Source organism: Nocardia sp. NPDC055321 (assembly GCF_053645575.1).
The window spans coordinates 254,835-279,321 of record NZ_JBSHMS010000002.1; the positions used below are offsets into that span (position 1 = coordinate 254,835).

Consider the following 24,487-nt stretch of genomic DNA (forward strand, 5'->3'; position numbering starts at 1 on the left):
CTCTTCTGGATCGGGTGAACTCAGGAGATGGTGATGCTGGAGATCGCGATCTCGTCCTTGGGACGGTCGTTGCGATCGGTCGCCGCGGTGGCGATGGTGTCGACCACCTTGCGCGAATCCGGGTCGAGCACCTCGCCGAAGATGGTGTGCTTGCGGTTGAGGTGCGACTGCGGGCCCACGGTGATGAAGAACTGCGAACCGTTGGTGCCCGGGCCGGCGTTGGCCATGGCCAACAGGTAGCCGCGGTCGAAACGCAGTTCCGGGTGGAACTCGTCCTTGAACTCGTACCCCGGGCCGCCGCGGCCGGTGCCGGTCGGGTCGCCACCCTGGATCATGAAGCCGTCGATGATCCGGTGGAACACGGCGCCGTCGTAGAACGGGCCGGACGTGGTGCCCGAGGCGTTCGGGGTGGTGTACGGCGCGGAACCGTCGGCGAGCCCGAGGAAGTTGCGGACGGTCGCGGGGGCGTGGTTACCGAAGAGCGCGATCTTGATATCGCCGAGGTTGGTGTGCAGCGTCGCCACGGCGGTCTGATTCGGTGAGGTCACGGAGCCAAGGGTAGTTGGTTGCGCGTCCAGGGTTTCCCGACACTCGGGACCGGCGCGACCCGAGCCGGGGCCGTCCACACCGCAAACACCGCCGGTCACGAGATTCACCGCACTTCCTGCCCGAATCCGGGCAGATAAGTTGCGGAGTAGGGGTGATCATGGCAGGTTCGGTGCGGTGAATGACGGGGTTCCGGCCGATCTGGTGCGCCACGTGGCGGCGTCCACCGGGCTACCCGCAGCGGTCGCGGCCCGGGTGGTCGCCGATGTCGCCGGATACTTCGACGAGACCGCCGAACAGTTCGTGCGACGCAGACACGCCGAACTGCAGCGCCGGCAGGTGCGCAACGCCGAGATCTGGCGGCAGCTCGCCGCCGAACTCGCCGGGCGGCCGGTCGCCGCCCCGGAATTCACCGAACGGCAACTGCGCCGCATCGTCTACGGATAGAGGAGAGCCTCGCCGCAATGTGTGGAATCGTCGGATACATCGGGCACCGCGACGCCGTGCCGGTCCTGCTCGAGGGCCTGCATCGGCTCGAATACCGCGGGTACGACTCCGCCGGACTCGCCATCCCGCACCGGGGCCGGTTGCGGATCACCAAAACCCAAGGGCGGGTGCAGGATCTGCGTAACCGGGTGGACGCCGAGGGAGCCCGCCTGCGCGGCAACGTCGGCATCGCGCACACCCGCTGGGCCACGCACGGCGAGCCCAGCGACGCCAACGCGCACCCGCACACCGACGGCGCCGGCCGAATCGCCGTGGTGCACAACGGGATCGTGGAGAACGCCGAGGAACTGCGCGCCGAATTGACCGCCGCGGGTGTGGAATTCGTCTCCGACACCGACACCGAGGCCATCGCCCACCTGGTGGCGGCCGCCCTGACCGACGCCGATTCCCTGGAGGACGCGGTCCGCACCGCGCTGCACCGCGTCGAGGGCACCTACGGGCTGCTCGTGCTCGACCCGCGCCGCCCCGACGAGCTCGTGGTCGCCCGCAACGGCAGCCCGATCGTGCTCGGCGTCGGCGACGGCGAGATGTTCGTCGCCTCGGACGTCGCCGCGCTGGTGCACCACACCCAGCGCGTGGTCTTCCTCGACGACGGCGAGCTGGCCACCGTGCGCGCGGGCGAATTCCGCACCAGCACACTCGGATTGGACGCGCGCCGCACCGACAAGACCCCGACCACCATCGCCATGGCGGCCGAGGACTACGCGCTGGGCGGCTACGACGACTTCATGCGCAAGGAGATGGCGGAGCAGCCCGACGCCGTCCGCCGCGCCCTGCGCGGCCGGCTCGACGAACGCTTCGCCACCGCCATCCTGGGCGGACTCAACATGGACGCGCGCGAACTGCGCGGCATTCGCAAGGTGGTGTTCCTGGGCTGCGGCTCGGCCTACTACGCCGGACAGCTCGGCGCCCAGCTGGTCGAGGAGCTGGCGCGCATTCCGGCGACCGCCGAACCCGCCTCCGAGTTCCGCTACCGCAACCCGGTGGTGGATCCGGACGCGCTGTACGTCGCCATCAGCCAGTCCGGGGAGACCCTGGACACCCTGGCCGCGGTCCAGGAGCTGCAGCGCAAGGGCGGGCGCGTGATCGGCGCGGTGAACGTGGTCGGCAGCGCGATCGCCCGCGAATGCGGCGCCGGGGTGTTCCTGCACGCCGGCCCCGAGGTCTCGGTGGCCTCCACCAAGGCGCTCACCAACATGACCGTGTCCTTCGCCATGCTGGCGCTGCTGCTCGGCCGGGTGCGCGACCTGTCCGCCGCGGGCGGCGAGCGCATCGTCGGCGGTCTGCGGGCGCTGCCGGACGCCATCGAGGCGGTGCTCGCCCAGGACGCCGAGATCGCCGAGATCGCGGCCAACTACGCCAAGGCCCGCAGCATGTTCTTCGTCGGCCGCGTGCGCGGCTGGCCGGTGGCCCGCGAAGGGGCGCAGAAGCTCAAGGAGATCTCCTACATTCACGCCGAGGCGTACCAGGGCTCCGAGCTCAAGCACGGTCCGCTGGCCCTGATCGACCCCGACATGCCCAGCGTGGTGCTGATCCCGGGTGACGAGCTGCTGGCAAAGAACATCACCACCATCGAGCAGATCAAGGCGCGCGGCGGGCCCGTCATCGCGGTCACCAACACCGAACTGCCCGAGGGACTGGCCGACGCGGTCATCCGGGTGCCCGCGGTGGCGCCCGAACTCGACCCGATCGTTCTCACCATCCCGCTGCAGCTGCTGGCGTATCACACCGCCATCGCGCTGGACCGGGATGTGGACAAGCCCCGGAACCTGGCCAAGAGCGTCACGGTCGAATAGCGAACCGGCGACAAACGAATCGATTGGTGCGCGATGTCGCGTGCCGTGACACAGTGGTCGGATGGGACGCTCTCGCAAATCGATCATCTTGGCGGCACTGCTGGCAGCGGCCGGTGGGGCCGCCGCGTTCGTCCTGAGCCGGCGGCCGCAGCCGCCCGTCCCGGCGGCCGAGCCGCCGCGGCTGGGCTACTCCCGCAACGGTTCCGCGCCCGCCCCGCTGGCGGACGCGGAGACCAACCGCTGACCCGCGGCTAGCGGCTCACCGAACGCTTGTACTGTCGCACCGCCAGCGGCACGAACACCACCAGGATCACCACCACCCAGATGAGGGTGGTCGCTACCGGATGCCGCATGGACCAGGCATCCGGCGGCGGGAACGCCGCACTGGTGTTGCCGAACAGTTCGCGGGTCGCCTGGGTCAGCGCGGACACCGGATTCCATTCGGCGAAGACCTTCAGCGGGCCCGGCAGATCCTCGAGCGGCACGAACGTGTTGGCCAGGAAGGTGAGCGGGAAGATCACCATGAACGTCGCGTTGTTGAACACCTCGGGCGTGCGCACCATCAGGCCGATGACGGCCATGATCCACGAGATGGCGTAGGCGAACAGCAACAGCAGCAGGAAGGCCAGCACCGCGTCCCAGAACGAGCCGCGAATGCGCCAGCCCACCACCAGACCGGCCAGCGACATGACGATCAGGCTCACCACGTTGATGACCACGTCGGCCAGGGTGCGGCCGATGAGCACCGCGGCCGGTTCCATGGGTAGCGAGCGGAAGCGGTCGATGATGCCCTTCTGGATATCTTCGGCCAGGCTCAGACCCGTGAACGAGCCGCCGAACACGACCGTCTGGGCGAAGATGCCGGCGATGAGGAATTCCCGGTAGCCGCCCTCGAGACCCGGAACCTTGATGGCCGTGCCGAAGACGAACGCGAACAGCAGCACGAACATGATCGGCGACAGCGTCGAGAAGATCAGCACGTCGGGGACGCGGCGAATCTTGATGACATTGCGCTTGGTGATGGTGAGGCTGTCGCTGACCAGCATCGAAGCGCGTTCGGCCAGCGACGGTTTCGCGGCGGTGACGACACTCATCGGTTCTGTCCTTCCGTCGTCGCGGCCTTGGCGCCGTTGACCAGATCGTCGGCCTCGTGACCGGTCAGGGTCAGGAACACGTCGTCGAGCGAGGGGCGGCGCAGCGCCACGTCGTGAATCACGACCTCGTGCTTGGCCAGCTGCCCGATCGCGTCGACCAGCGCCTGCGAGCCGTCGCTGACCGGGACGATGATGCGGCGCAGACCCGGCTCCAGCCGAATCTCCCCCTGCGCCAGATTGATCAGCGCCTCGTGTGCGACGCCGAGACTGTCGACGTGGTCGACGGTCAGCTCGATGCGGTCGCCGCCGACCATGGACTTGAGCTCATCGCTGGTTCCTTCGGCGATGACCTTGCCGTGGTCGATGACGGCGATGGAATCGGCCAGGCGATCGGCCTCCTCCAGGTACTGGGTGGTGAGCAGGAGCGTGGTGCCGCCGGCGACCAGTTCCTCGATGACGTCCCAGAGATCAAGGCGCGCACGGGGATCCAGGCCGGTGGTCGGCTCGTCCAGGAACAACACGGGCGGATTGGCGACCAGGGCGCCCGCCAGGTCGAGCCGGCGGCGCATACCGCCGGAGTAGCCCTTGACCGGGCGATCGGCGGCGTCGGAGAGCCGGAAGCGCTCCAGCAGTTCGCGGGCGCGCTCCTTACTGCGCTTGGTGCCCATGTGATAGAGCCTGCCCACCATCTCGAGGTTCTCGAAACCGGTGAGATATTCGTCGACCGCGGCGTACTGCCCGGAGGTGCCGATCCGAGATCGCAAGAGCTGCGGCTCTTTCAGCACATCCACGCCGGAGACCGTGGCCCGGCCGGAGTCGGGGATGAGCAGGGTGGTGAGTACGCGCACCGTGGTCGTCTTGCCCGCGCCGTTGGGGCCGAGCAGTGCGGTGACTGTGCCCTCCGGCACGGATAGATCGAGTCCGTCGAGTGCGACCGTCCGGCCGTACTTCTTGACCAGACCCTCGGCGACTACTGCGTCGGGCATGATTCTCCTGATGTCGTGTGGTGAGGCGCTCGCAGGGGGTCTGAACTGCGCGAACGCCACGGAACGAGATCGGACATATGGGGCAAGTATCGTCCGAATCGCCGCGAAATGTCACCTGAATAACACCGCGGTTCCGGTACGAACACATGTTCGCACAGGGGTACGACAGGTTTCGGTGCAAAAAATCTTCCGAACGCGATGCCCCGATGGCCACGCGATCTGCCGGTGTCGCGTAGGATCGTTTTCGTCGGCCCCTCCCCCCCGGGCCGACCCTACGCGGGCCTCGGCTAACTCCCCCCCTTCGCCGAGGCCCGCCCCCATGTCCGGGGTAGGTTCGCCCGCCGGGGCGACGAGGGATCAATCAGACGAATCAGACCAACGGCCGGATCTCGTTGCGGCGCAGGACATGTCCGTGCAGGCGGTTGATCCCGCGGACGCGGACCGTGCGCAGGTGCCGCAGATCGAACTGCGGATCGGAGCTGATCTCCTGTGCCGCACCGTCATCGATGAGCACCGTGCCCGGCCGGGCCACACCCGTGAGGCGCGCGGCCACGTTCACCACCGACCCGTAGAGGTCCCCGAAGCGTTGCAGGACTTCGCCGTACGCCAGACCCACCCGCAACTCCTGGGTGACGCCGTGCGAGGCCGTGGCGGCCTCCTGGATGGCCAGCGCGATCCGCGCGCCCTGCTCGGCGCTGTAGGACGCGAACATGACCTCGTCGCCCACGTTCTTGATCACCCAGCCGCCGTTGGCGGTGATGGCGTTGCTGGTGGCCGCCTCGAACGCCTCCAGCAGCGCCGCCAGCTCCTCCACCTCCAGGTGCCGGGTCAGGCGGGTGTACCCCACCATGTCCGCGAAGCCGACCGCCAGCATGCGCTGGGTGTCCCCCGCGTACGTGCCCTCGTCCAGCGAACGGGCCAGGGCCGCGTCCAGGTGCCGGCGCCACGCGTAGGAGTGCAGCGCCTCGAAATCGGACACCACCTCCTCGGTGGCCGCGCGCGCCACCTCGGCCCGATCCGCGCCCGGATCCTCCGCCAGCCGGTTGGCGATCCGCGCCTGGATCTCCTCGGTCACCAGATCGACCTGCCACTCCGCCAGCCGCGCCATCGACCGGCCCAGGGTGCGCGCGGTGGTGGTCTGACGGTGAATGTCCGCTTCCGCGAGCACATTCAGGCGGGCGAAGGTCCGCGCGGCCTGAATATCGGCGTCGGTGTACTCGACGGCGTCGTCATCGGGATCGGCCGGGAAACCCAGCGCGACCCACAGCCTGCGGGTCAGCGAGGACGGCACCCCGGTGCGCCGGGCGACTTCGCGGCGGTTGTACTTGCGGGGACCGTTGAGCAGGTACGGCTCGACCACGGATTGGACGAGTTTCGAGATTTCCGTGGCAGCCATGCAGTCACCTTACGGGGCGATCAGGCGCCGGTTCAGCGCACTGTCTCGTGTCACAACCGAGCACCGTTCGTGTCATGAGGAACAGCGGCGGTGGATTCCCCTACACCGGGCCCGGGACGATCGGCGGGTTCGTGGACACCGCGGACGCGCGACGCGGCCAAGATCACGGATGTGGGCTTGACCTGCGAGAGATTGTGGAGCCTAGGGGAATCGAACCCCTAACCCCTGCCTTGCAAAGGCAGTGCTCTGCCAATTGAGCTAAGGCCCCGAACGGGACGAGTCCCGAAGAGGATCACATCAGCGAGTGGTTACCTCGTGCCAGAGATCCGCGTCGCTGCGCTGACGGAGCTTGCTGATTCCGAAGATCACCGCGACGACTACACCGACCGTGAGGAGAAATTTCATGAATCCCACCCTACTGTGATGTTCGAGAGTGGGCCTAGGAGGACTTGAACCTCCGACCTCTTCGTTATCAGCGAAGCGCTCTAACCGCCTGAGCTATAGGCCCTCATCCGGTTCAGAGTGTGTCACCCTGACCGAGGCAGAAGATTACCGGATGACCGTGCGGATAAGCAAAACGGCCGGTCACCGGCCTGAAATTACAGGCGGGACCGGCCGTTTCGGCACGGGGATCAGCGACCGTTAATCGGGGTCCGCCAGGGTCACCTGGATACCGCCGACGAGATCGCAGCACTGGTTGTAGACGAACACCCCCACCGTGGAGAGCGCGGTGAGCAAAACCACATTGATGAGGCCGATGACGCCGGCGTAGCCGAAGACCGAGCCCGCGTCGATGATTCCCGAGGACGAACTGTCCGACACCATGTCGGTGAAGGTGCTGTTGAGCCGCTCCCACACGCCCATGCCCTCGAGCACGAGGTACAGCATGCCGACCGCCAGCATCCACACGAAGAACATGGCCACGCTGATCACCAGCGAAACCTTCAGCGTGGACCAGGGATCGATGTGGCGCACCTGCACGGTGGCGCGCAGCGGCTCACCGGTGGCCGCGGCCTGCGCCACCGCCGCGGGAGCGGACGGCGACACCGGACCGGCCGGCGGAATCGGTTCCGGCATGGGCAGCGGATGCCGGATCTCCGACAGGTCCGGCAGATCCTTCACCAGCTCCGGACGGGCGATGCTGCGGGTCGGTCCGTCGATGCCGACGGACTTCACCATGGCGGCCTCCTTGCGGGCCGCCTTGGCCGCGAGGTCCGCGGTCGTGCGGGCGTTGGAGGCGCCGGCGTTCAGGCCGCCGCCGCCGAGCCCGCCACCGCCGCCGAGCCCACCGCCACCCAGACCGCCGCCGCCCGCCGGGCGACCGGTGGTGGGCGACTGGCCCGGCCGGTACAGGTTGGACTGCGGCTCGCGCTGCGGCAGCTGCGACCAACCCCCGTCCTGATAGGGCGAATTCCCAGCCTGACCCTCCACCGCCTCGGGAGCGGCCGCCTCGGACTGGTCCGTCGTGCGCGCCCCGGGTGCCTCCGGCGCGAAATCGCCGGAGGCGTCCGGCGTTTCGTGCGGTTGCGGCACACCGCCCTCGTTCCCGGATCCCGGACGCGGGCGCGGCGGAATCGGGGACGGTGCGATCCTCTCGGTCACACCGTTGGCGTGACCGCGCTGGTCATTCGGCTGATTCGTGGTCAATGGTGAATCCTTCGATCCGTTGTGCCGCCGCTGTGTGGTGAAACTACTGCTTCGCCGAATCGCCGGTGTCGTCATCGGCGACCTGGTCGGGCTCGTCCGCGTTCCGCGCGATCGCAAGCAACGTATCGCCCTCGCCGAGGTTCATCAATCGCACACCCTTGGTCTGGCGTCCGGCTTTACGAACCTGATTGGCCGCAGTGCGAATAACTCCGCCGCCCGAAGTGATGGCATACAGCTCGTCGTCATCGTTGACGATGAGCGCCCCGACCAGACTGCCACGTTTCGGGTCGTACTGAATGGTCAATACACCCTTTCCGCCACGGCCCTGAGCGGTGTACTCGTCGATCGCGGTGCGCTTGGAGTACCCACCCGCGGTCGCGACAAGCAGGTAGATTCCGTCGCCGTCGCGAACCACGTTGAGCGAGAGCAGTTCATCGTCCGCGTTGAACCGCATGCCCTGCACGCCGGAGGTCGCGCGGCCCATCGGGCGCAGCACCTCGTCGTTGGCGGAGAAGCGGATCGACTGGCCGTGCGCGGACACCAGGAGCAGATCGTCCTCGGCCGAACACAGTGCGGCGCCGACCAATTCGTCGTTGTCGCGCAGGTTCACGGCCACGATGCCGCCGGTCCGGTTGGAGTCGAAATCGGTCAGGCGCGACTTCTTGACCAGGCCGTTGCGGGTGGCGAGCACCAGGTGCGGGGCGTCCTCGTAGGTCTTGAGCTGAATGACCTGCGCGATCTTCTCGTCCGGCTGGAAGGCCAGCAGGTTCGCCACGTGCTGACCGCGCGCGGTGCGCAGCGCCTCGGGCAGCTCGTACGCCTTGGCCCGGTACACCCGGCCCTTGTTGGTGAAGAACAGCAGCCAGTCGTGCGTGGAGGTGATGAAGAAGTGCCGGACGATGTCGTCCTGCTTGAGACCCGCGCCCTGCACGCCCTTGCCGCCGCGCTTCTGCGACCGGTAGAGGTCGGTCTTGGTGCGCTTGGCGTACCCGGTCTCGGTGATGGTGACCACCACGTCCTCGCGGGCGATCAGATCCTCGTCCGCGACATCGCCGTCGGCGGCGATGATCCGAGTGCGGCGATCGTCGCCGTGCTTGTCGACGATCTCGGCCAATTCGTCACGGACGATGGAGCGCTGACGCTCTTCCTTGGCGAGGATGTCCTTGAGATCGGCGATCTCGAGCTCGATCTTGGCCAGCTCGTCGATCAGCTTCTGGCGCTCGAGAGCCGACAGGCGGCGCAGCTGCATGTCCAGGATCGCGGTCGCCTGGACCTCGTCGATCTCGAGCAGCTGCATCAGGCCCGTGCGGGCGGTGTCGGTGTCGGCCGAGCGGCGGATCAGGGCGATGACCGCGTCCAGCTGATCGAGCGCCTTCACCAGGCCGCGCAGGATGTGGGCGCGCTCCTCGGCCTTGCGCAGCAGGTACTTGGTGCGCCGGACGATCACTTCCAACTGGTGCGTCACGTACAGCCGGATCATCTGATCCAGGCGCAGCGTGCGCGGCACCCCGTCCACGATCGAGAGCATGTTCGCGCCGAACGAGGTCTGCAGCTGGGTGTGCTTGTAGAGGTTGTTCAGCACCACCTTGGCGATGGCGTCGCGCTTGACCGTGACCACGATGCGCATGCCGACGCGGTCCGAGGACTCGTCGTGGATGTCAGAGACGCCCGCGATCTTGCCGTCCTTGACCTGCTCGGCGATCGCGTTGATGAAGTTGTCGGTGTTGACCTGATACGGCAGCTCGGTGATGACGATCGTGGTGCGACCGCGCGAGTCCTCCTCGATCTCCACCACGCCGCGCATGCGGATCGAGCCGCGGCCGGTCCGGTACGCGTCGTTGATGCCCTGGGTGCCCACGATCAGGCCCGCGGTCGGGAAGTCCGGGCCCTTCACGCGCTCCATGCACGCCTCGAGGGTGGCCTCCTCGTCGGCGAGGTGGTTGTCCAGCGCCCAGAAGATCGCCTCGGCCAGCTCGGTGAGGTTGTGCGGCGGGATGTTGGTGGCCATACCGACGGCGATGCCGTTGGAGCCGTTCATCAGCAGCGCGGGCACGCGCGCCGGGAGCACGACCGGCTCCTGCGTCTTGCCGTCGTAGTTCGGCGTGAAATCGACCGTCTCGTGGTCGATCTCGCGCAGCATCTCCATCGCGAGCGGGGTCAGGCGGCACTCGGTGTAGCGCATGGCGGCCGCGCCGTCGTTGCCGCGCGAACCGAAGTTGCCCTGCCCGTCGACCAGCGGATAGCGCAGCGACCACGGCTGGGCCATGCGGACGAGGGTGTCGTAGATCGCCGTGTCACCGTGCGGGTGGTAGTTGCCCATGGTGTCGGCGACCGGGCGCGCGGACTTCACGTAGCTGCGGTCCGGGCGGTAGCCGTTGTCGTACATCGCGTACAGGATCCGGCGGTGCACCGGCTTCATGCCGTCGCGCACCTCGGGCAGCGCGCGCCCGACGATGACGCTCATGGCGTAGTCGATGTAGGAGTTCTGCATCTCCTGCTGGATGTCGACCGGTTCGATGCGGTCGCCGCCCGACGGGGGAAGCTCGGTCTCAGTCATGAATTGGTCTCCGTAGGAAGTCTTTTGGATGGTTCCGGACGCAGGAGGGGCCTAGGGGAATCGAACCCCCGGGCCCTGCCTCGCTAGACGTCGAGGAACCGAACGTCCTTGGCGTTGCGTGTGATGAAGCTGCGGCGCGCTTCCACGTCCTCACCCATGAGGATCGAGAAGAGCTCGTCGGCCGCGGCCGCGTCGTCGAGCGTCACCAGACGCAGGACGCGGACCGTCGGATCCATGGTGGTCTCCCACAGCTCCTTCGGGTTCATCTCGCCCAGACCCTTGTAGCGCTGGATGCCGTCGTCCTTGTTGATCTTCTTGCCGGCGGCCAGACCGGCCTCCAGCAGCCCGTCGCGCTCGCGGTCGGAGTACGCGAACTCCGGCTCGCTGCGCTGCCACTTGAGCTTGTACAGCGGCGGCTGCGCGAGGTAGACGTGACCGTGCTCGACCAGCGGGCGCATGAAGCGGAACAGCAGGGTCAGCAGCAGCGTCGAGATGTGCTGGCCGTCCACGTCGGCGTCGGCCATCAGCACGATCTTGTGATAGCGCAGCTTGGCGATATCGAACTCGTCGTGGATGCCGGTGCCGAAGGCGGTGATGATCGCCTGGACCTCGTTGTTCTTGAGCACCTTGTCGATACGCGACTTCTCGACGTTGATGATCTTGCCGCGCAGCGGCAGGATCGCCTGGTACATCGAGTCGCGGCCGGACTTGGCCGAACCACCGGCGGAGTCGCCCTCCACGATGTAGATCTCGGACTTCACCGGATCCTTGGAGCGGCAGTCCGCCAGCTTGCCCGGCAGCCCGCCCAGGTCGGTCGCGGACTTGCGGCGCACCAGCTCGCGGGCCTTGCGCGCGGCCACGCGGGCCTGCGCGGACGAGACCGCCTTGGTGACAATGGTCTTCGCGTCCGCCGGGTTCGCCTCGAACCAGTGCGCGAGATGCTCGTTGCAGGTGCGCTGCACGAACGACTTGACCTCGGTGTTGCCCAGCTTGGTCTTGGTCTGGCCCTCGAACTGCGGGTCCGAGATCTTCACCGAGACGATGGCGGCCAGGCCCTCGCGGATGTCGTCGCCGGTGAGGTTGCCGTCCTTCTCCTTGAGGAGCTTCTTGTCCTTCGCGTACTTGTTCACCACCGTGGTGAGCGCCGCGCGGAAGCCCTCCTCGTGGGTGCCGCCCTCGTGGGTGTTGATGGTGTTGGCGAAGGTGTGCACGGACTCGGAGTAGCCCGAGTTCCACTGCATGGCGACCTCGAGCTCGTGCCCGGTGCCCTTGCCGGTGAAGCCCACGATCGAATTGTGGATCGGGGTCTTGGTCCGGTTGATGTGCTTGACGTAGTCCTCGAGACCGCCCGGGTAGTGGTAGGTCCGGGTCTTGACCTTCGGCTCGGCGGCCGGGGTGTTCTCGTCGACGTGCTTGGGCGCCTCGGCGGTATCGCTGACCACCTCGTCGGTGATCTCGTTCTCGGCGACCCGCTGATCGGTCAGGGTGATGGTGAGGCCCTTGTTCAGGAACGCCATCTCCTGCAGCCGGCGCGCGACCGTCTCGAAGTTGTAGGTGGTGGTCTCGAAGATGTTCGGATCGGCCCAGAACCGGATCGTCGTGCCGGTGCGGCGGGTCGCGTCGCCCTTGGCGAGCGGGCCCGGCTTGGAATCCTTGTACTCCTGGGTCCAGTGGAAGCCGTCGGTGTCGACCTCGGCCTCGAGGCGGGTGGACAGCGCGTTCACCACCGAGATGCCGACGCCGTGCAGACCGCCGGACACCGCGTAGGCGTCGGAGTCGAACTTGCCGCCCGCGTGCAGCTGGGTCATGACGACCTCGATGGTCGGTACGCCCTGCGCGTGCATGCCGACCGGGATACCGCGGCCGTCGTCGACGACCTCGACGCCGCCGTCCGCCAGCAGCGTGACATCGACGCGGCTGGCGTAGCCCGCCATCGCCTCGTCGACGGAGTTGTCGACGACCTCCCAGATCAGGTGGTGGAGGCCGCGCTCGCCGGTCGAACCGATGTACATACCGGGACGCTTGCGGACCGCCTCGAGGCCCTCGAGAACAGTAATGGAGTCGGCACCGTAGCCCGGGTTGCCTGACTTGGGCTTGGTCGAGCCGTCTGCGTTGGAGTCCATGGCAGCCACTGGTCGGTAGCTCTCCTTACTTGCTGATCCTCCCGGCGCCGGACGAGCGCACACGTGGGGCCCGAAAGCATGTCTGCTCGAGAGTTACGGGTCCACGCGCGAGCTGTCGCTGAACGCGCCGGGAGGTATCGCCGCTAGTTACTCCCCCATCCTACTGGTACGACCGACAAGGAATGCACCTATGACACCCCTGAGTGGGCCGTGAGTGCGAGAAATCGACCAGCAATATGTCCGGTCATGGGTGAACGGCGTGGAAAGAGCCTCAGCGGGCGGACGAGCGCGCGGCGGACGAGTTTGCGATGCGGTTCGCGGTGATCGTGATCGCGGGCCCGGGAATTCCGGGCGCCTGCCCCGAGAGCAGGTTCAGCCTAGTGCGGGGCACCGACACGACACGGCCCGCCGTTTCACGTGGAACGAAGCGGCGGGCCGGTCGGGACGGGGACGAGCGGGGCCGGTTCCGCCACAGGCGATTCCGGCGCCGGGCGCACGGGGGATCTACCCGTAGGTGTCGCGCGGCCCCCGGCCCTTGATGTGCCGCTCCCCCTTGCGCCAGCTCGGCGCGATGGGCCCGTTGATGCGCACCTGTTTGACCACGCCGTGGCCGACCGCGGCCGCGATCTTGGCCAGAATCTGCGACTGGAACATGCGCAGCTGCGTGGCCCAGGCGGTCGACTCGGCCTGGATGCTCAGCACGCTGTTCTCCAGCGAGATCGGCTGCGCGTGCGCCGCGATGTCCTCCCCCACCACCTTGGCCCACTGCCCGAAGACCATGCCCTCGGCCACCTTGCCGGACCAGCCGCGTCCCTTGGCCAGCTGGCTGGTCAGCGCGCCGAACAACTGTGGATCGCGATCGTCCGGGCCCGCGCCGGACCAGCCGCGGCGGCGGCCGCGCAGCGCGCGCACCCCGCCCGTGCGCGGCGAGGACCGGCCCTGGCCGACCGACTTGCCGGCCGCGCGGGCCGCCGCCCGCGCCTCCTCCAAGGCCCGGCGCGCGAGATCGACCCCGCGCAACTCCGGTTCCGACCCCGCCGCACCGCTCGCGGCGGCGGGACGATCGAGGTCACGGGGTTCGGACTGCTCGGCCACTCCACCTGTCCCTTCTCATCGTTGTCCCGTCGCTCGCCGGCGGTGTGCGATCACCCGGCGCGCCCGCCGGTCCCGCGCGCACGGCTCTCGTTCCCGGGCCGCACACCGGTCGGTGGTCCTGCAGGATTCTGCCGCATGCCGCCGACGAACACGGCCGCGCCGGGCGGTGATGTCGCACTCGCGCCATCGCGCCGGGTGCGAAGCCGGGGATGTCGTGCGCCGAGCCTGGGGACAAAGCTGGGGAATTGGGGACAGCTGGGGACAACTCCGCAGCAGGCGCGGAACACGCACGGGCGGCGACAGTTCGGCCCGCGCCGCGGCAGGGCGACCGGCCCCGATACGCGCCGGGACGTTCGACGCGCGTGCGGGTGCCGGCGAGTACTACCGGGCGGAAAGGCGTGCGTACGAGCTCGATCCGGAGTCGCGAATCGGCGGGCGGACGCGCGACGGTCGTTCAGCGCGCGATCCGCGAGGCGCGGCGGTCCGCCTCGCCCGTGGTCTCCACCGGCATCGGCGCGGCCTCCAATTCCGGCGGCACGTCCTCGGGCACCGCCGCGGTGATGAACACCTGCTCGGCCCCGGCGGCGACGGCGGCCAGCGCGGTCCGGCGACGACGATCCAGCTCGGCGAACACGTCGTCCAGGATCAGGACCGGGTCGGTGCCCGCGGTCCGCAGCAGCTCGAACGCGCCCAGCCGCAAAGCCAGTGCGAAGGACCAGGATTCACCGTGACTGGCGAAACCCTTCGCGGGCGCCGAACCCAGCATCAGATCCAGATCGTCACGGTGCGGACCGACCAGGCACACCCCCCGGTCGAGTTCCTTCGACCGGGCCGCGGCCAGCTCGCGCAGCAGAATCGCCTCCAGCTCGCCGTCGTCACCAGCCTGTGGAGAACGCGCCGGATCGAGCAGTTCCGGTGGGAGATAACCGCTTCGGTAACCGATCGATGCCGGTCTCGACTCCGGGGCGATCGAGCCGTAGGCCTGTGCGAGGTGTGGATAGAGCTCGTGCACCAGGCGCAGGCGCTGGGCCAGCAGCACCGCGCCGTGCGCGGCCAGATGCCCGTCCCACACGTCCAGCGTGCTCAGCTCGTTCCCGCGCGAACCCGAACGCGCGTGCCGCCCCGCGGTTTTCAACAGCGCCGAGCGCTGCCGCAGCACCTTGTCGTAATCCGCGCGCACCCCCGCCAGCCGCGGCAGGCGCGCGGTGGCCAGCTCGTCCAGGAACCGCCGGCGCTCGGAGGGATCGCCGCGCACCAGCGACAGGTCCTCCGGTGCGAACAGCACCGTCTGCAGAATCCCCAGGATCTCGCGCGGGCGCCGCACCGGCGACCGGTTGATCTGCGCCTTGTTCGCGACGCCCTGGTTGAGCTCCATGTCCACGCGCAGCTCGCGACCGGTGTTCACCACCGTCGCGCCGATGCGGGCGCGCTGGGCGCCGATCCGGATCAGCGGGGCATCGGTGGACACACGGTGTGAACCGAGTGTGGACAGATAGCCGACGGCCTCGATCAGATTCGTCTTGCCGTTGCCGTTGGAGCCCAGGAAAACCGTTCGGCCCGGCGGCAATTCGAGCTCGGCGGCTTCCCACGACCGGAAATCGCGCAGCGACAGGGTGCGCACGTACATCCGGTCAGTCCACCGTGCCCTTCGCATCGGCCGCGCGCGCCGCGCGACCGCGACCCGGCGACATCGTCCTGTGGAGCGGCGATACCCACCTGGGGAGAAACGGCCCGGTGCCGGCGAGCGCGGGCGGCCGCGACGGGGCAGCGGCCGCGGCGCGCGGCGGAATCGTCACACGCACCGAAAAAAACCCGGCGGGCAGAGGAATCGAATCCTCTACGCGCGCCGAGTTTTTCACAGGGTTGTCAACACTGTGCACAGATCAGCCCGGGAGCCGCACCGGCATCAGCAGATAGATGTAGCTGCTGGCCAGCGCCGCGAACGCGCCCGAATCCAGCTGTGCCGGATCCTCTTCCGGCGCGGGCACGAAGACGGCCGGACGGCTGGGCGTCGTGAAACCGAAGGTCACCTTGTCGGTGTGCAGCGCGGACAGGCCGTCGACGAGGTAGCCGGGGTTGAAGGCGATGGTCAGCGGCTCACCGCGGAAATCGGCGTCCAGCCATTCCTCGGCGCGGCCCGCGTCGTCACCGCCGGCGGAGAGCAGCACGCCCTCCTCGGAGAACTCCAGCCGCACCTGCGCGCCGCGCTCGGCCACCAGGGCCACACGCTTGATGGCCTCGGTCAGCGCCGCCACGGTGAGGGTCGCGATGGAGGTGTGCTCCTTGGGGAGCAACTGGCGGAACTTGGGGAATTCCGCGTCGAGCAGGCGCGTGGTGGTGCGGCGGCCGCCGTTGACGATGCCGAGCAGACCGTCGCTGCCGGTACCGAACGCCAGCTGCACCGGCTGATCCGAGGCGCCGAGGGTCTTGGCCGACTCGGACAGGGTGCGGGCCGGGACCAGCACCGAGGTCTCCACGTCCGCGCGGCCCGGGTTCCACTCCAGTTCGCGCACGGCGAGCCGGAAACGGTCGGTGGCGGCCAGGACGACCTTGGGGCCCTCGATCTCCACCCGGATGCCGGTGAGCATCGGCAGGGTGTCGTCGCGGCCCGCGGCCACGGCCACCTGCGCGACGGCGGCGGAGAACACGTCCACACCGAGTTCACCGGTCTGGGGAGGAAGTTCGGGAAGCTGGGGATAATCCTCGACCGGCATGGTCGGCAGCGAGAACTTCGCACTGCCGCAGGCGATCAGCACGCGGGTGCCGTCCACCGACACGTCCACCGGCTTGTTCGAGAGCGCCTTGGTGATGTCGGCCAGCAGGCGGCCCGAGACGAGCACCTGCCCGGGGCCGGCCACCTCGGCGGCCACCCGCATCTGCGCGGAGACCTCGTAGTCGAATCCCGAAACGGTCAGACCGCTTTCGTCCGCCACGAGGAGCACACCGCCGAGCACAGGGACCGGAGGCCGCGACGGCAGGCTGCGGGCCACCCAGGCTACGGATTCGGCGAAGTCCTCGCGAGCAACCCGAAACTTCATGCTTGCAAGCTCCATCGCCCGGCTGTCCTCTCCCAGTCTCGATAGATCGTGGTCTGCGAATTTCTCAGGGGGGCTAGAGCCCTCTCCCCCGGAAGCCGCCTACGCAGTCTCGCACAGGGGCACGACAAGGAACCGTACCCGCGCGAAGTTCGCCGGTGCGCGCCGACCCTCCCACCGGCTCGGCGCACACCCGCCGGCTCGTCGCCCGTGGTCATGGACCTGGGGACCGGCGCACGGACGAAGTCGGCGCCGACGCACGGACGGAGTCCGCGATGAAACGGCCCGCCGGTCGCGAACGAACCACTCGGTGTGTGCTCCGGCCGATGCTCCGGGTGTGTGGGGACAACCCGTCCCCGTCCTTCTCCATGCCTCGTTCGAGTGGGGAGCGGCTACCCGTCGAACCGTTCACTCCCAGACCGACTTTCCACACACCTGTTTTAAAAGAGAAATCTAATTAGAGAGAACTGAAGTAGTAGTAGGCGGTGTGGAATCTGTGGACTTCCCCGGTTTCCGCAGGTCCGAGGGTGTGGCGGCGTGTGGATGTCTCGAGGGTGTCTCGAGGATGAACGTGGAGTGGCTGTGGAAGCACGGCCGGTTTCCACATTCATCCTCGAGTCATCCTCGAGTTGCTCCCCGGTTTCGGGCCCACCTACCCACATGGGAGCGAATCGGGGGACAACCCGGTGTTTACTCGAGGACTCCTCGAGGAGTCCTCGAGGAATCCACAGGGCACAACTCCCATCGGCCCAGGTCAGACCTCGAGGATGAACGAACCTGTGTGAACTGTGGACAACCGGTTGTGCACCCCTGTGGATCGAGCCCTGTGGGTAAACCGGTGCACAACTCGAGGATTCCTCGAGGATTCCACAGGCTTTCCTCGAGGACTCCTCGAGGAATCCCCAACCCCGGAAACGACAAACCCCCACGTCAACCGACGTGGGGGCCTGTTAGTTGTGGATCAGCGCGAACGTTGCTTGATTCGGGCTGTGAGTTCCTGAACCTGGTCGTACACCCGGCGCCGCTCGGTCATCTCCTTGCGCACCTTCTTCTCGGCGTACATGACCGTGGTGTGGTCCCGGCCGAACGCCTGGCCGATCTTGGGCAGGGATAGGTCGGTGAGCTCGCGCGACAGGTACATGGCGATCTGCCGGGCCTGGGCCAGCGGCCGGGCCTTACCCGGACCGGTCAGCTCCTCCAGCGTCGTGTTGAAGTACTCCGCGGTCACGGCCATGATCGTGGCCGCGGTGATCTCCATGGTCGCGGTGTCCGGCATGAGATCGCGCAGCACCATCTCGGCCAGGCCCAGGTCGAGGGGCTGACCGTTGAGCGAGGCGAAGGCCGTCACCCGGATGAGCGCGCCCTCCAGCTCGCGGATGTTGCGCTCCACCCGGCTCGCGATGAGCTCGAGCACGTCGTGCGGCGCGTCCAGCCGGTCCATCCGCGCCTTCTTGCGCAGGATGGCGATGCGGGTCTCCAGCTCGGGCGGCTGCACATCGGTGATCAGGCCCCACTCGAAGCGGGTCCGCAGGCGTTCCTCCAGCGTGGCCAGCTGTTTCGGCGGCCGGTCGGAGGAGACCACGATCTGCTTGTTGGCGTTGTGCAGGGTGTTGAAGGTGTGGAAGAACTCCTCCTGGATGCCTTCCTTGCCCTCGATGAACTGGATGTCGTCCACCAGCAGGATGTCGGTCTCGCGGTAGCGGCGCTTGAAGGCCACCTTGCGGTCGTCACGCAGCGAGTTGATGAAGTCGTTGGTGAATTCCTCGGTGGACACGTACTTCACCCGCATGCCCGGGAACAGCCGCTGGGCGTAGTGCCCGGCCGCGTGCAGCAGGTGTGTTTTGCCCAAACCCGAAGCGCCCCAGACGAACAGCGGGTTGTACGCGCGCGCCGGAGCCTCCGCGATGGCGACCGCCGCGGCGTGCGCGAAGCGGTTGGACGCGCCGATGACGAAGGTCTCGAAGGTGTACTTGGCGTTCAGGCTGTTCGCCGAGGGCGGCTGCGGGGTCTCGCGCTCGGGCGACTTGCTGGGGAAATAGGACGGCCACGAGTTGCGGGCGTTGACCACCGGCTCCTCGTCGTCGTGGTGATCCTCGTCCACGGGCCGGCGCGCGGGCGGCGGCAGCGGTGCGGGCTCCGGGTCGGGCTCGGGCGAGAACAACGACTCCTGGCCCGGCGGCATGGCCGGGGCCCGATGGGGTTCCCGGCGGCGCGGCGGGGCCTGCGGCTCGGGTGCGGGCGGCGGTGGCAACTCTTCGGCCATCGGCGCCGGGGCGAATTCCACAGGTGGATAGGTCTCGCGTTCGCCGTACTCGGTGGGGTAGTCCTGTGGAGCGTTGTAGCGGGCCGCCGGGTACTCCGGTTGTGCCTGGTAGTGCGGTACGGGCCGGTCCGCGGGGACCGGTGCGGGCGGCGCCGGCTGGTAGCCGCCGGGAGCGTGATCGGTCTCACGCGGGCGTTCCGGGCGCGAGGTCATCCGTGCGTGCCGCGGCGTACTGGGCGCCCGGTCCACCTGCGAGTTCTGCTGTGCCCGAATACGAACGCCCAGTCCCTCGACCTGGAGGCCGCGCCGCGCCAGCGACCGCAGAATGGGCTCGCGAAGATCTCTTTCCACGACCTCCTGCGCCATCGTTCCGGGCACCGAGAGCAGGGCGAATCCCTGTGCGAAGGTGATGGGTTCGATAATGCCGAGCCATGCCTTGTGAGCCTTGCTGACCGGCTGGATCTCCCCATCGGCGGAGCCGCTCGCAAGCTCGGCGATCACCTCTGGCCAGACAGCGGTCAGCACATTCTGCTCGTCGTCCACGAACGTAGTCCTCCCCGGAGCAAGGTCGATTGGAGCAAACGGGCAGGCACTACTCGGTTTCCCCATAACCGAGCGTGGGCGGGCGCCGTCGGCTCTACGAATATGCCACTTCAGGGGTCTTTCCACACAATTATCCACAGATGTGGACAACCTGGGGATGCGTGTCGCATCCCGGTGGATTGTCATAATTCAGCGTGGACCTGCAGTTCTTCAGCTAATCGTTAGCAACTTAGCTCGCGGTCTCCGACGCAGATAAGGACCGTACATGACCGAGGCGCGTGCGCACCAACCCGCAGGATGCGCCGCGTGGCGAACCCCGGACACCGGGCGTGGCGGGCCCGGGCGCACGGTCCCGAGGAGCCGAAAGGCGCGGGCGATCCCACGCTTAACCCCGAGTTTGACCCTCGTCCAGCAGATCAGTACCCTTCTACAGTCACCCTATGGTGCGGTGGCGGCTGTCTGCTGCCCGTGCCGAACTAAAGGGTATGCACCGAGGGATCTCACCGATCCGCCGTGGTGCACACTGATTTACCGACAAAGCTTCGGGCGTCACCGGACGTCCACCACCTAGAGGAGTGTTGACCGTGGCCAAGGGCAAGCGGACGTTCCAGCCGAACAACCGTCGTCGGGCGCGCGTCCACGGCTTCCGTCTCCGGATGCGTACCCGTGCGGGTCGCGCCATCGTTTCGGCGCGCCGTAACAAGGGTCGCAAGACTCTCACGGCCTGATTCGACAACACCGAGATGCGGCGACGTATGCACGGCTCGCCGTGGAGCCGGACCTTCGGCTCGTCGTCTCTCGGGTCGCTCCCCCGCCCGCACTGCGTCGGCGGCTCAGGTGTTGCCTGAGCCGTACCGGCTGCACCGGCGTACCGACTTCTCCCGGACGGTACGCCAGGGCCGGCGGATCGGGAGGCGGGATCTCGTTGTGCACGTACTGCTACACGACGCTCAGCCGAGCGGACCGATGCCATCCATCCGGGTGGGCGGTCCGCGTTTCGGCTTGATCGTCAGCAAGGCGGTGGGTCCAGCGGTGGTACGCCACCGTGTGGCCCGCCGCCTGCGTCATATCTGCGCGAGTATCGCGGCCGAACTGCCCGACAACACGGACATCGTGCTGCGCGCCCTGCCGGGCGCCGCCGATGCATCCTCCGCCGATCTCGAACGGCAAGTCAGAGGCGGGCTGCGCAAACTCGGCATCACAGGTGACGCGGGCGCCGATTCCGGCGCCGGCGCCGGCACCCGATCATGAGCGCGCCGAGCCGAGCTCGCGCCCTGCCGCGCGCCGCTGCCCGCTTCCCGGCCCGAGCTCTGATATTCCTCATCGAGCTGTATCGGACCTACGTCTCCCCCACCCGCATGCCGGTGTGCCGGTTCACGCCCACCTGTAGCGAGTACGCCGTCACCGCCCTGCGCACCCGAGGTCTGTTCGTCGGGCTCGGACTGGCGGCCGTGCGACTGGCCAAATGTGCGCCCTGGCACCCTGGTGGGTGGGACCCCGTACCGGAACGTTCGCGTCGCCGGCACGCGGCATCAGCCAATGAAGGGTCGCCGTCCGCGGTGACCGGCGATACGAACGACGGGAGTACATAACGCCGTGCTCGATTTCATCTACTACCCGGTGTCGGCCATTCTGTGGTTCTGGCACCGCGTCTTCGGGTGGGCCCTCGGCGACGACAACGGTTTCGCCTGGGCGCTGTCCGTGGTCTTCCTCGTCTTCACGCTCCGGCTGGTGCTGTACAAGCCTTTCGTGAAGCAGGTCCGGACCACGCGGCAGATGCAGGAGTTGCAGCCGCAGATCAAGGAACTGCAGAAGAAGTACAAGAACGATCGTCAGCAGATGACGCTCGAGATGCAGAAGCTGCAGAAGGACCACGGCTTCAACCCGCTCATGGGCTGCCTGCCCGTGCTGCTGCAGGTGCCGGTCTTCCTCGGTCTGTTCCACGTGCTGCGCTCGTTCAACCGCACCGGCACCGGCTGGGGCCAGCTGGGCATGTCGCCGTACGACAACGCGCACACCGCGAACTACGTCTTCAGCGCGGGCGACGTCCAATCCTTCCTGACCGCACGGCTTTTCGGTGCGCCCCTGTCGGCCTTCATCACCGAGCCGACCGCCGTGCTGGAGTCCTTCGCCGAGTACGGCGGCGTTCCGAGCAAGGTCGCCATCATCGCGGTGTCGGTGCCGCTCATGGTGATCGCCGGTCTGGCCACCCACTTCAACGCGCGCGCGTCGGTGGATCGCCAGAGCCCGGAGGCCGCGGCCAACCCGCAGGCCGCCATGATGAACAAGCTCGCGCTGTGGGTCTTCCCGCTCGGCGTGCTCGTCGGTGGTCCCTTCCTGCCGATCGCCATCCTCATCTACTGGGTCGCGAACAACATCTGGACCTACGCGCAGCAGCATCTGGTCTTCGGCCGCATGGAACGTGAAGAGCAGGCGAAGAAGGAGCAGGCGCTGGAGCGGCGTGCGCAGAACGCGCCGAAGCCGGGCGCCAAGCCGGTCGATGTGCGCAAGAAGCAGGACGCCGTGGACACGGTGACCGCGGAGGGGTCCGAGACCGCCGCCAAGAACGGCGCCGCGCCCAAGGCCAACCAGAACGGTGCCAAGTCGACCGCGAACAAGAAGCGTTCCGGCAACCGCGGGCGGGCCAACCAGAAGCGCCGGCGCTGAGTCGCTCTTGCCCTATTGAGGCGCACCGCGCCGACAACTCCAGATGAAGGAACCAACCATGACTGTTGAAACCGACGGAGGGGACCCCACTGTGACGGCTGCGACGGCGGCACCGGAGGCGACATCGGAGACCACGGCCGAGCCCGTGGTGGATGCCGAGGAAGCCCTCATCGAAGAAGGTGAGATCGCGGGCGACTACCTGGAGCAGTTGCTCGACGTCCTCGACTTCGACGGTGACATCGACCTCGACGTCGAAGGCGACCGGGCCATCGTGAGCATCGACGGCGGCAAGGATCTGGCCAAGCTGGTCGGCCGGCGCGGCGAGGTGCTGGACGCGCTACAGGAACTCACCCGCCTCGCGGTGCAACAGGCGACCGGTGTGCGCAGCCGGCTGATGCTGGACGTGGCCGGCTGGCGCGCGAAGCGCCGCTCGGAGTTGAGCGAGATCGGCACCGAGGCGGCCAAGCGCGTGCAGGCGTCCGGCGAGCGTGAGGCTCTCGCTCCCATGACCCCGTTCGAGCGCAAGATCGTGCACGACGCGGTCGCCGCCCAGGACGGCGTGATCAGTGAGAGCGAAGGCGTCGAGCCCAACCGCCGGGTCGTGGTTCTGCCCGCGTGACACGCACCCCCGCACAGCCAGGGCCCCCGCGTCGAGTCGACCGGGGGCCCTACGCTTTGTCTGGCACCGCTTTGTTCGGAACCCCCGTTCACCGCTCCCCCACAGAAGGATGTTTCACGTGGAACCTGACACCGAAGTGACCGCTTCGGCTCTCGTCGAACCGCCCGCCGCCGCGGCCGTCGTCTTCGGCGACCGGCTGGATCTGGCCCGGCGGTACTACGCCGCGCTCGCGGGCGCGGGCGTCGAACGGGGACTGATCGGGCCGCGTGAGGTGCCGCGGCTGTGGGATCGCCACATTCTCAATTGCGCGGTGATCGGTGAGCTCATTCCGCAGGGCTCGACCGTCGTGGACATCGGCAGCGGCGCGGGCCTGCCCGGTATCCCGCTCGCCATCGCGCGACCGGATCTGCGCATCACACTCGTCGAACCGCTGTTGCGCCGCACGGTTTTCCTGGCCGAGTTCATCGAGTCCGCCGGACTGGATGTGACCGTGGTGCGCGGGCGCGCCGAACAGCCCGGCGTGAAGAAGGAAGCCGGCGGGGCGGACGTGGTCACCTCGCGCGCGGTCGCTCCCCTGGCCAAGCTGGCGGGCTGGTCCATGCCGCTGGTTCGGGACCACGGGCGGATGCTGGCGCTCAAGGGCATCAGCGCGATCGAGGAATTGGAACGCGATCGGGACGAGCTCACGAAGTCCGGCGCGGGTCGTGCGGAAGTGATCGAGGTCGGGGTCGGCGTGCTGGAGACGCCCACGATGGTGATCAGCGCCGAGCGGCTTCCCCGCGCCGAGCGTCGCCGTCGCTCCGGTAAGTGATCGCCGCGCGGTCGTATCGTCACGTGGCGTGAGCGGGTTCGCCCGCCTCGGGTGCCGGGTATTCGTTGCGTGGTGAGTGGGCGTCGCTATCGTCTTTTCCCGCCTTTTTTCGCGGGGCCGATTATTTTGAAAGATTGGTCCTTCAAAATAGCTGTGCTCCGCCGCGCGCGTCGGTACTGTCCCGATGACCCACACGGCAGTGGGTTTCGGAGCACAGGAGCACACACATGAAGACTGCACGGCGAACTGGACTCGGCGCTGGACTCCTCGGCGCGCTGGCGACCGCGGCGCTGGTGGCAGCACCCCAGGCGAACGCCCTCGTTCAGGGGATCAGCGTGTCGGACACGACCCTGTACGTCGGCACCGCGTACACCATCACCGCGGACGTCACCGCCACCTCGTTCCTGTTCCCGGTGACCTTCAGCGACAACGGCACCGAGATCGGCAAGGCGTCGGTCAAGGACGGCATGGCCACCATCTCGTGGACCCCGTCCACCGCGGGCACCCATGAGCTGAAGGCGGTCCAGGAGATCATCAGCAGCAAGACCGTCAGCGTCACTGTGACGAACAAGCCCACCACCCCGGGTGGGGGCACCGGCTCCTCCGGCAGCAACCCGCTGGCCGGATTGCTGAGCAGCCTCTCCGCCAAGTAGGCGGTTCATCCGGCACGGCAATCGATTCCACCCGATGCGGGGGCGGGGGGACGGCGATCCGAGCCCGCAAAGTGGGGTGGGGGGGGGGGTGGGCCGGGGCCCGGCGGTGGCGTTTTTGGACGGGCTAACGCGTAGCGGCGAGGGGTGTA

Annotated in this window: 22 protein-coding genes and 2 tRNA genes; 10 read left to right on the plus strand and 14 right to left on the minus strand. The window is 67.9% G+C overall.

Annotated features, from left to right (window positions below; genetic code table 11):
- Window positions 1–20: 20 nt before the first annotated feature.
- Window positions 21–548, minus strand: coding sequence for a peptidylprolyl isomerase (locus ACWIGI_RS03710; RefSeq protein ID WP_454200797.1), 528 nt, complete (start codon window positions 546–548; stop codon window positions 21–23).
- Between the two features lie 175 nt (window positions 549–723).
- On the opposite strand from ACWIGI_RS03710, the gene ACWIGI_RS03715 reads away from it, so the two are divergent.
- The 3 genes from ACWIGI_RS03715 to ACWIGI_RS03725 all read left to right on the plus strand — a co-directional run bounded on the left by ACWIGI_RS03715 (window position 724) and on the right by ACWIGI_RS03725 (window position 3,093).
- Complete coding sequence (locus tag ACWIGI_RS03715) at window positions 724–993, plus strand: hypothetical protein (RefSeq protein ID WP_454200798.1); 270 nt, start codon at window positions 724–726, stop codon at window positions 991–993.
- A gap of 17 nt (window positions 994–1,010) precedes the next feature.
- A complete protein-coding gene (gene glmS / locus ACWIGI_RS03720; RefSeq protein WP_454200799.1) occupies window positions 1,011–2,849 on the plus strand; it encodes a glutamine--fructose-6-phosphate transaminase (isomerizing) in 1,839 nt (612 codons plus the stop codon).
- A gap of 61 nt (window positions 2,850–2,910) precedes the next feature.
- The gene (locus ACWIGI_RS03725; protein ID WP_354991561.1) at window positions 2,911–3,093 is read left to right on the plus strand and encodes a hypothetical protein; all 183 of its coding nucleotides are present in this window, start codon (window positions 2,911–2,913) and stop codon (window positions 3,091–3,093) included.
- A gap of 7 nt (window positions 3,094–3,100) precedes the next feature.
- Here the strand turns inward: ACWIGI_RS03725 and ACWIGI_RS03730 are convergent, their stop codons facing one another.
- The 13 genes from ACWIGI_RS03730 to dnaA form a co-directional block, all read right to left on the minus strand.
- Complete coding sequence (locus ACWIGI_RS03730) at window positions 3,101–3,943, minus strand: ABC transporter permease (RefSeq protein ID WP_454200800.1); 843 nt, start codon at window positions 3,941–3,943, stop codon at window positions 3,101–3,103.
- A complete protein-coding gene (locus tag ACWIGI_RS03735) occupies window positions 3,940–4,929 on the minus strand; it encodes an ATP-binding cassette domain-containing protein (protein ID WP_454200801.1) in 990 nt (329 codons plus the stop codon). The genes ACWIGI_RS03730 and ACWIGI_RS03735 overlap by 4 nt, the downstream gene beginning before the upstream one ends.
- Before the next feature lie 370 nt (window positions 4,930–5,299).
- A complete protein-coding gene (locus tag ACWIGI_RS03740) occupies window positions 5,300–6,325 on the minus strand; it encodes an adenylate/guanylate cyclase domain-containing protein (RefSeq protein WP_454200802.1) in 1,026 nt (341 codons plus the stop codon).
- A gap of 195 nt (window positions 6,326–6,520) precedes the next feature.
- Window positions 6,521–6,593 (minus strand) — tRNA-Ala (locus ACWIGI_RS03745).
- Window positions 6,594–6,622: 29 nt separating this feature from the next.
- On the minus strand, window positions 6,623–6,730 hold the full coding sequence (locus ACWIGI_RS03750) for a DLW-39 family protein (RefSeq protein ID WP_454200803.1): 108 nt from the start codon (window positions 6,728–6,730) through the stop codon (window positions 6,623–6,625).
- A 29-nt stretch (window positions 6,731–6,759) separates the two neighbouring features.
- Window positions 6,760–6,833: transfer RNA gene (locus ACWIGI_RS03755), tRNA-Ile, on the minus strand.
- Window positions 6,834–6,967: 134 nt separating this feature from the next.
- Window positions 6,968–7,858 (minus strand): DUF3566 domain-containing protein, encoded by an 891-nt coding sequence (locus tag ACWIGI_RS03760; protein ID WP_454200804.1) that lies wholly within the window; start codon window positions 7,856–7,858, stop codon window positions 6,968–6,970.
- 157 nt (window positions 7,859–8,015) lie between these two features.
- A complete protein-coding gene (gyrA, locus tag ACWIGI_RS03765) occupies window positions 8,016–10,529 on the minus strand; it encodes a DNA gyrase subunit A (RefSeq protein WP_454200805.1) in 2,514 nt (837 codons plus the stop codon).
- 83 nt (window positions 10,530–10,612) lie between these two features.
- Window positions 10,613–12,652 carry a DNA topoisomerase (ATP-hydrolyzing) subunit B gene (gene gyrB, locus ACWIGI_RS03770; RefSeq protein ID WP_454200806.1) on the minus strand — a complete coding sequence of 680 codons (2,040 nt, stop codon included), beginning with the start codon at window positions 12,650–12,652 and terminating at the stop codon, window positions 10,613–10,615.
- 504 nt (window positions 12,653–13,156) lie between these two features.
- Entirely contained in the window at window positions 13,157–13,747 is a 591-nt protein-coding gene (locus tag ACWIGI_RS03775) for a DUF721 family protein (RefSeq protein ID WP_454200807.1), read from the minus strand.
- A gap of 454 nt (window positions 13,748–14,201) precedes the next feature.
- Window positions 14,202–15,374, minus strand: a complete 1,173-nt coding sequence (gene recF, locus ACWIGI_RS03780; protein WP_454200808.1) for a DNA replication/repair protein RecF — start codon at window positions 15,372–15,374, stop codon at window positions 14,202–14,204.
- A gap of 256 nt (window positions 15,375–15,630) precedes the next feature.
- Window positions 15,631–16,800: a DNA polymerase III subunit beta gene (gene dnaN, locus ACWIGI_RS03785; RefSeq protein ID WP_454200809.1), complete on the minus strand. Its 1,170-nt coding sequence runs from the start codon at window positions 16,798–16,800 to the stop codon at window positions 15,631–15,633.
- A gap of 943 nt (window positions 16,801–17,743) precedes the next feature.
- Complete coding sequence (gene dnaA / locus ACWIGI_RS03790; protein WP_454200810.1) at window positions 17,744–19,588, minus strand: chromosomal replication initiator protein DnaA; 1,845 nt, start codon at window positions 19,586–19,588, stop codon at window positions 17,744–17,746.
- A gap of 584 nt (window positions 19,589–20,172) precedes the next feature.
- On the opposite strand from dnaA, the gene rpmH reads away from it, so the two are divergent.
- From rpmH to ACWIGI_RS03825, 7 genes are all read left to right on the plus strand, one after another.
- Window positions 20,173–20,316 (plus strand): 50S ribosomal protein L34, encoded by a 144-nt coding sequence (rpmH, locus tag ACWIGI_RS03795; RefSeq protein WP_454200811.1) that lies wholly within the window; start codon window positions 20,173–20,175, stop codon window positions 20,314–20,316.
- 109 nt (window positions 20,317–20,425) lie between these two features.
- Window positions 20,426–20,839, plus strand: a complete 414-nt coding sequence (rnpA, locus tag ACWIGI_RS03800; RefSeq protein WP_454200812.1) for a ribonuclease P protein component — start codon at window positions 20,426–20,428, stop codon at window positions 20,837–20,839.
- On the plus strand, window positions 20,836–21,180 hold the full coding sequence (gene yidD / locus ACWIGI_RS03805; RefSeq protein WP_454200813.1) for a membrane protein insertion efficiency factor YidD: 345 nt from the start codon (window positions 20,836–20,838) through the stop codon (window positions 21,178–21,180). Before rnpA ends, yidD begins: the two co-directional genes overlap by 4 nt.
- Before the next feature lie 4 nt (window positions 21,181–21,184).
- Window positions 21,185–22,255: a membrane protein insertase YidC gene (gene yidC, locus ACWIGI_RS03810; RefSeq protein ID WP_454200814.1), complete on the plus strand. Its 1,071-nt coding sequence runs from the start codon at window positions 21,185–21,187 to the stop codon at window positions 22,253–22,255.
- A 58-nt stretch (window positions 22,256–22,313) separates the two neighbouring features.
- Entirely contained in the window at window positions 22,314–22,874 is a 561-nt protein-coding gene (locus ACWIGI_RS03815; RefSeq protein ID WP_454200815.1) for a Jag family protein, read from the plus strand.
- A gap of 109 nt (window positions 22,875–22,983) precedes the next feature.
- Window positions 22,984–23,685: a 16S rRNA (guanine(527)-N(7))-methyltransferase RsmG gene (rsmG, locus tag ACWIGI_RS03820; protein ID WP_454200816.1), complete on the plus strand. Its 702-nt coding sequence runs from the start codon at window positions 22,984–22,986 to the stop codon at window positions 23,683–23,685.
- A gap of 227 nt (window positions 23,686–23,912) precedes the next feature.
- Entirely contained in the window at window positions 23,913–24,338 is a 426-nt protein-coding gene (locus ACWIGI_RS03825; protein ID WP_454200817.1) for an Ig-like domain-containing protein, read from the plus strand.
- Window positions 24,339–24,487 lie beyond the last annotated feature (149 nt).

Coding starts and splice junctions, on each gene's coding strand:
- ACWIGI_RS03740 (WP_454200802.1), bottom strand. CDS start 6,325: ATGGCTGCCACGGAAATCTCGAAACTCGTCCAATCCGTGGTCGAGCCG.
- gyrB (WP_454200806.1), bottom strand. CDS start 12,652: ATGGACTCCAACGCAGACGGCTCGACCAAGCCCAAGTCAGGCAACCCG.
- glmS (WP_454200799.1), top strand. CDS start 1,011: ATGTGTGGAATCGTCGGATACATCGGGCACCGCGACGCCGTGCCGGTC.
- ACWIGI_RS03730 (WP_454200800.1), bottom strand. CDS start 3,943: ATGAGTGTCGTCACCGCCGCGAAACCGTCGCTGGCCGAACGCGCTTCG.
- rsmG (WP_454200816.1), top strand. CDS start 22,984: ATGTTTCACGTGGAACCTGACACCGAAGTGACCGCTTCGGCTCTCGTC.
- gyrA (WP_454200805.1), bottom strand. CDS start 10,529: ATGACTGAGACCGAGCTTCCCCCGTCGGGCGGCGACCGCATCGAACCG.
- yidD (WP_454200813.1), top strand. CDS start 20,836: ATGAGCGCGCCGAGCCGAGCTCGCGCCCTGCCGCGCGCCGCTGCCCGC.
- recF (WP_454200808.1), bottom strand. CDS start 15,374: ATGTACGTGCGCACCCTGTCGCTGCGCGATTTCCGGTCGTGGGAAGCC.
- ACWIGI_RS03815 (WP_454200815.1), top strand. CDS start 22,314: ATGACTGTTGAAACCGACGGAGGGGACCCCACTGTGACGGCTGCGACG.
- ACWIGI_RS03735 (WP_454200801.1), bottom strand. CDS start 4,929: ATGCCCGACGCAGTAGTCGCCGAGGGTCTGGTCAAGAAGTACGGCCGG.
- ACWIGI_RS03725 (WP_354991561.1), top strand. CDS start 2,911: ATGGGACGCTCTCGCAAATCGATCATCTTGGCGGCACTGCTGGCAGCG.
- ACWIGI_RS03825 (WP_454200817.1), top strand. CDS start 23,913: ATGAAGACTGCACGGCGAACTGGACTCGGCGCTGGACTCCTCGGCGCG.
- dnaN (WP_454200809.1), bottom strand. CDS start 16,800: ATGGAGCTTGCAAGCATGAAGTTTCGGGTTGCTCGCGAGGACTTCGCC.
- ACWIGI_RS03750 (WP_454200803.1), bottom strand. CDS start 6,730: ATGAAATTTCTCCTCACGGTCGGTGTAGTCGTCGCGGTGATCTTCGGA.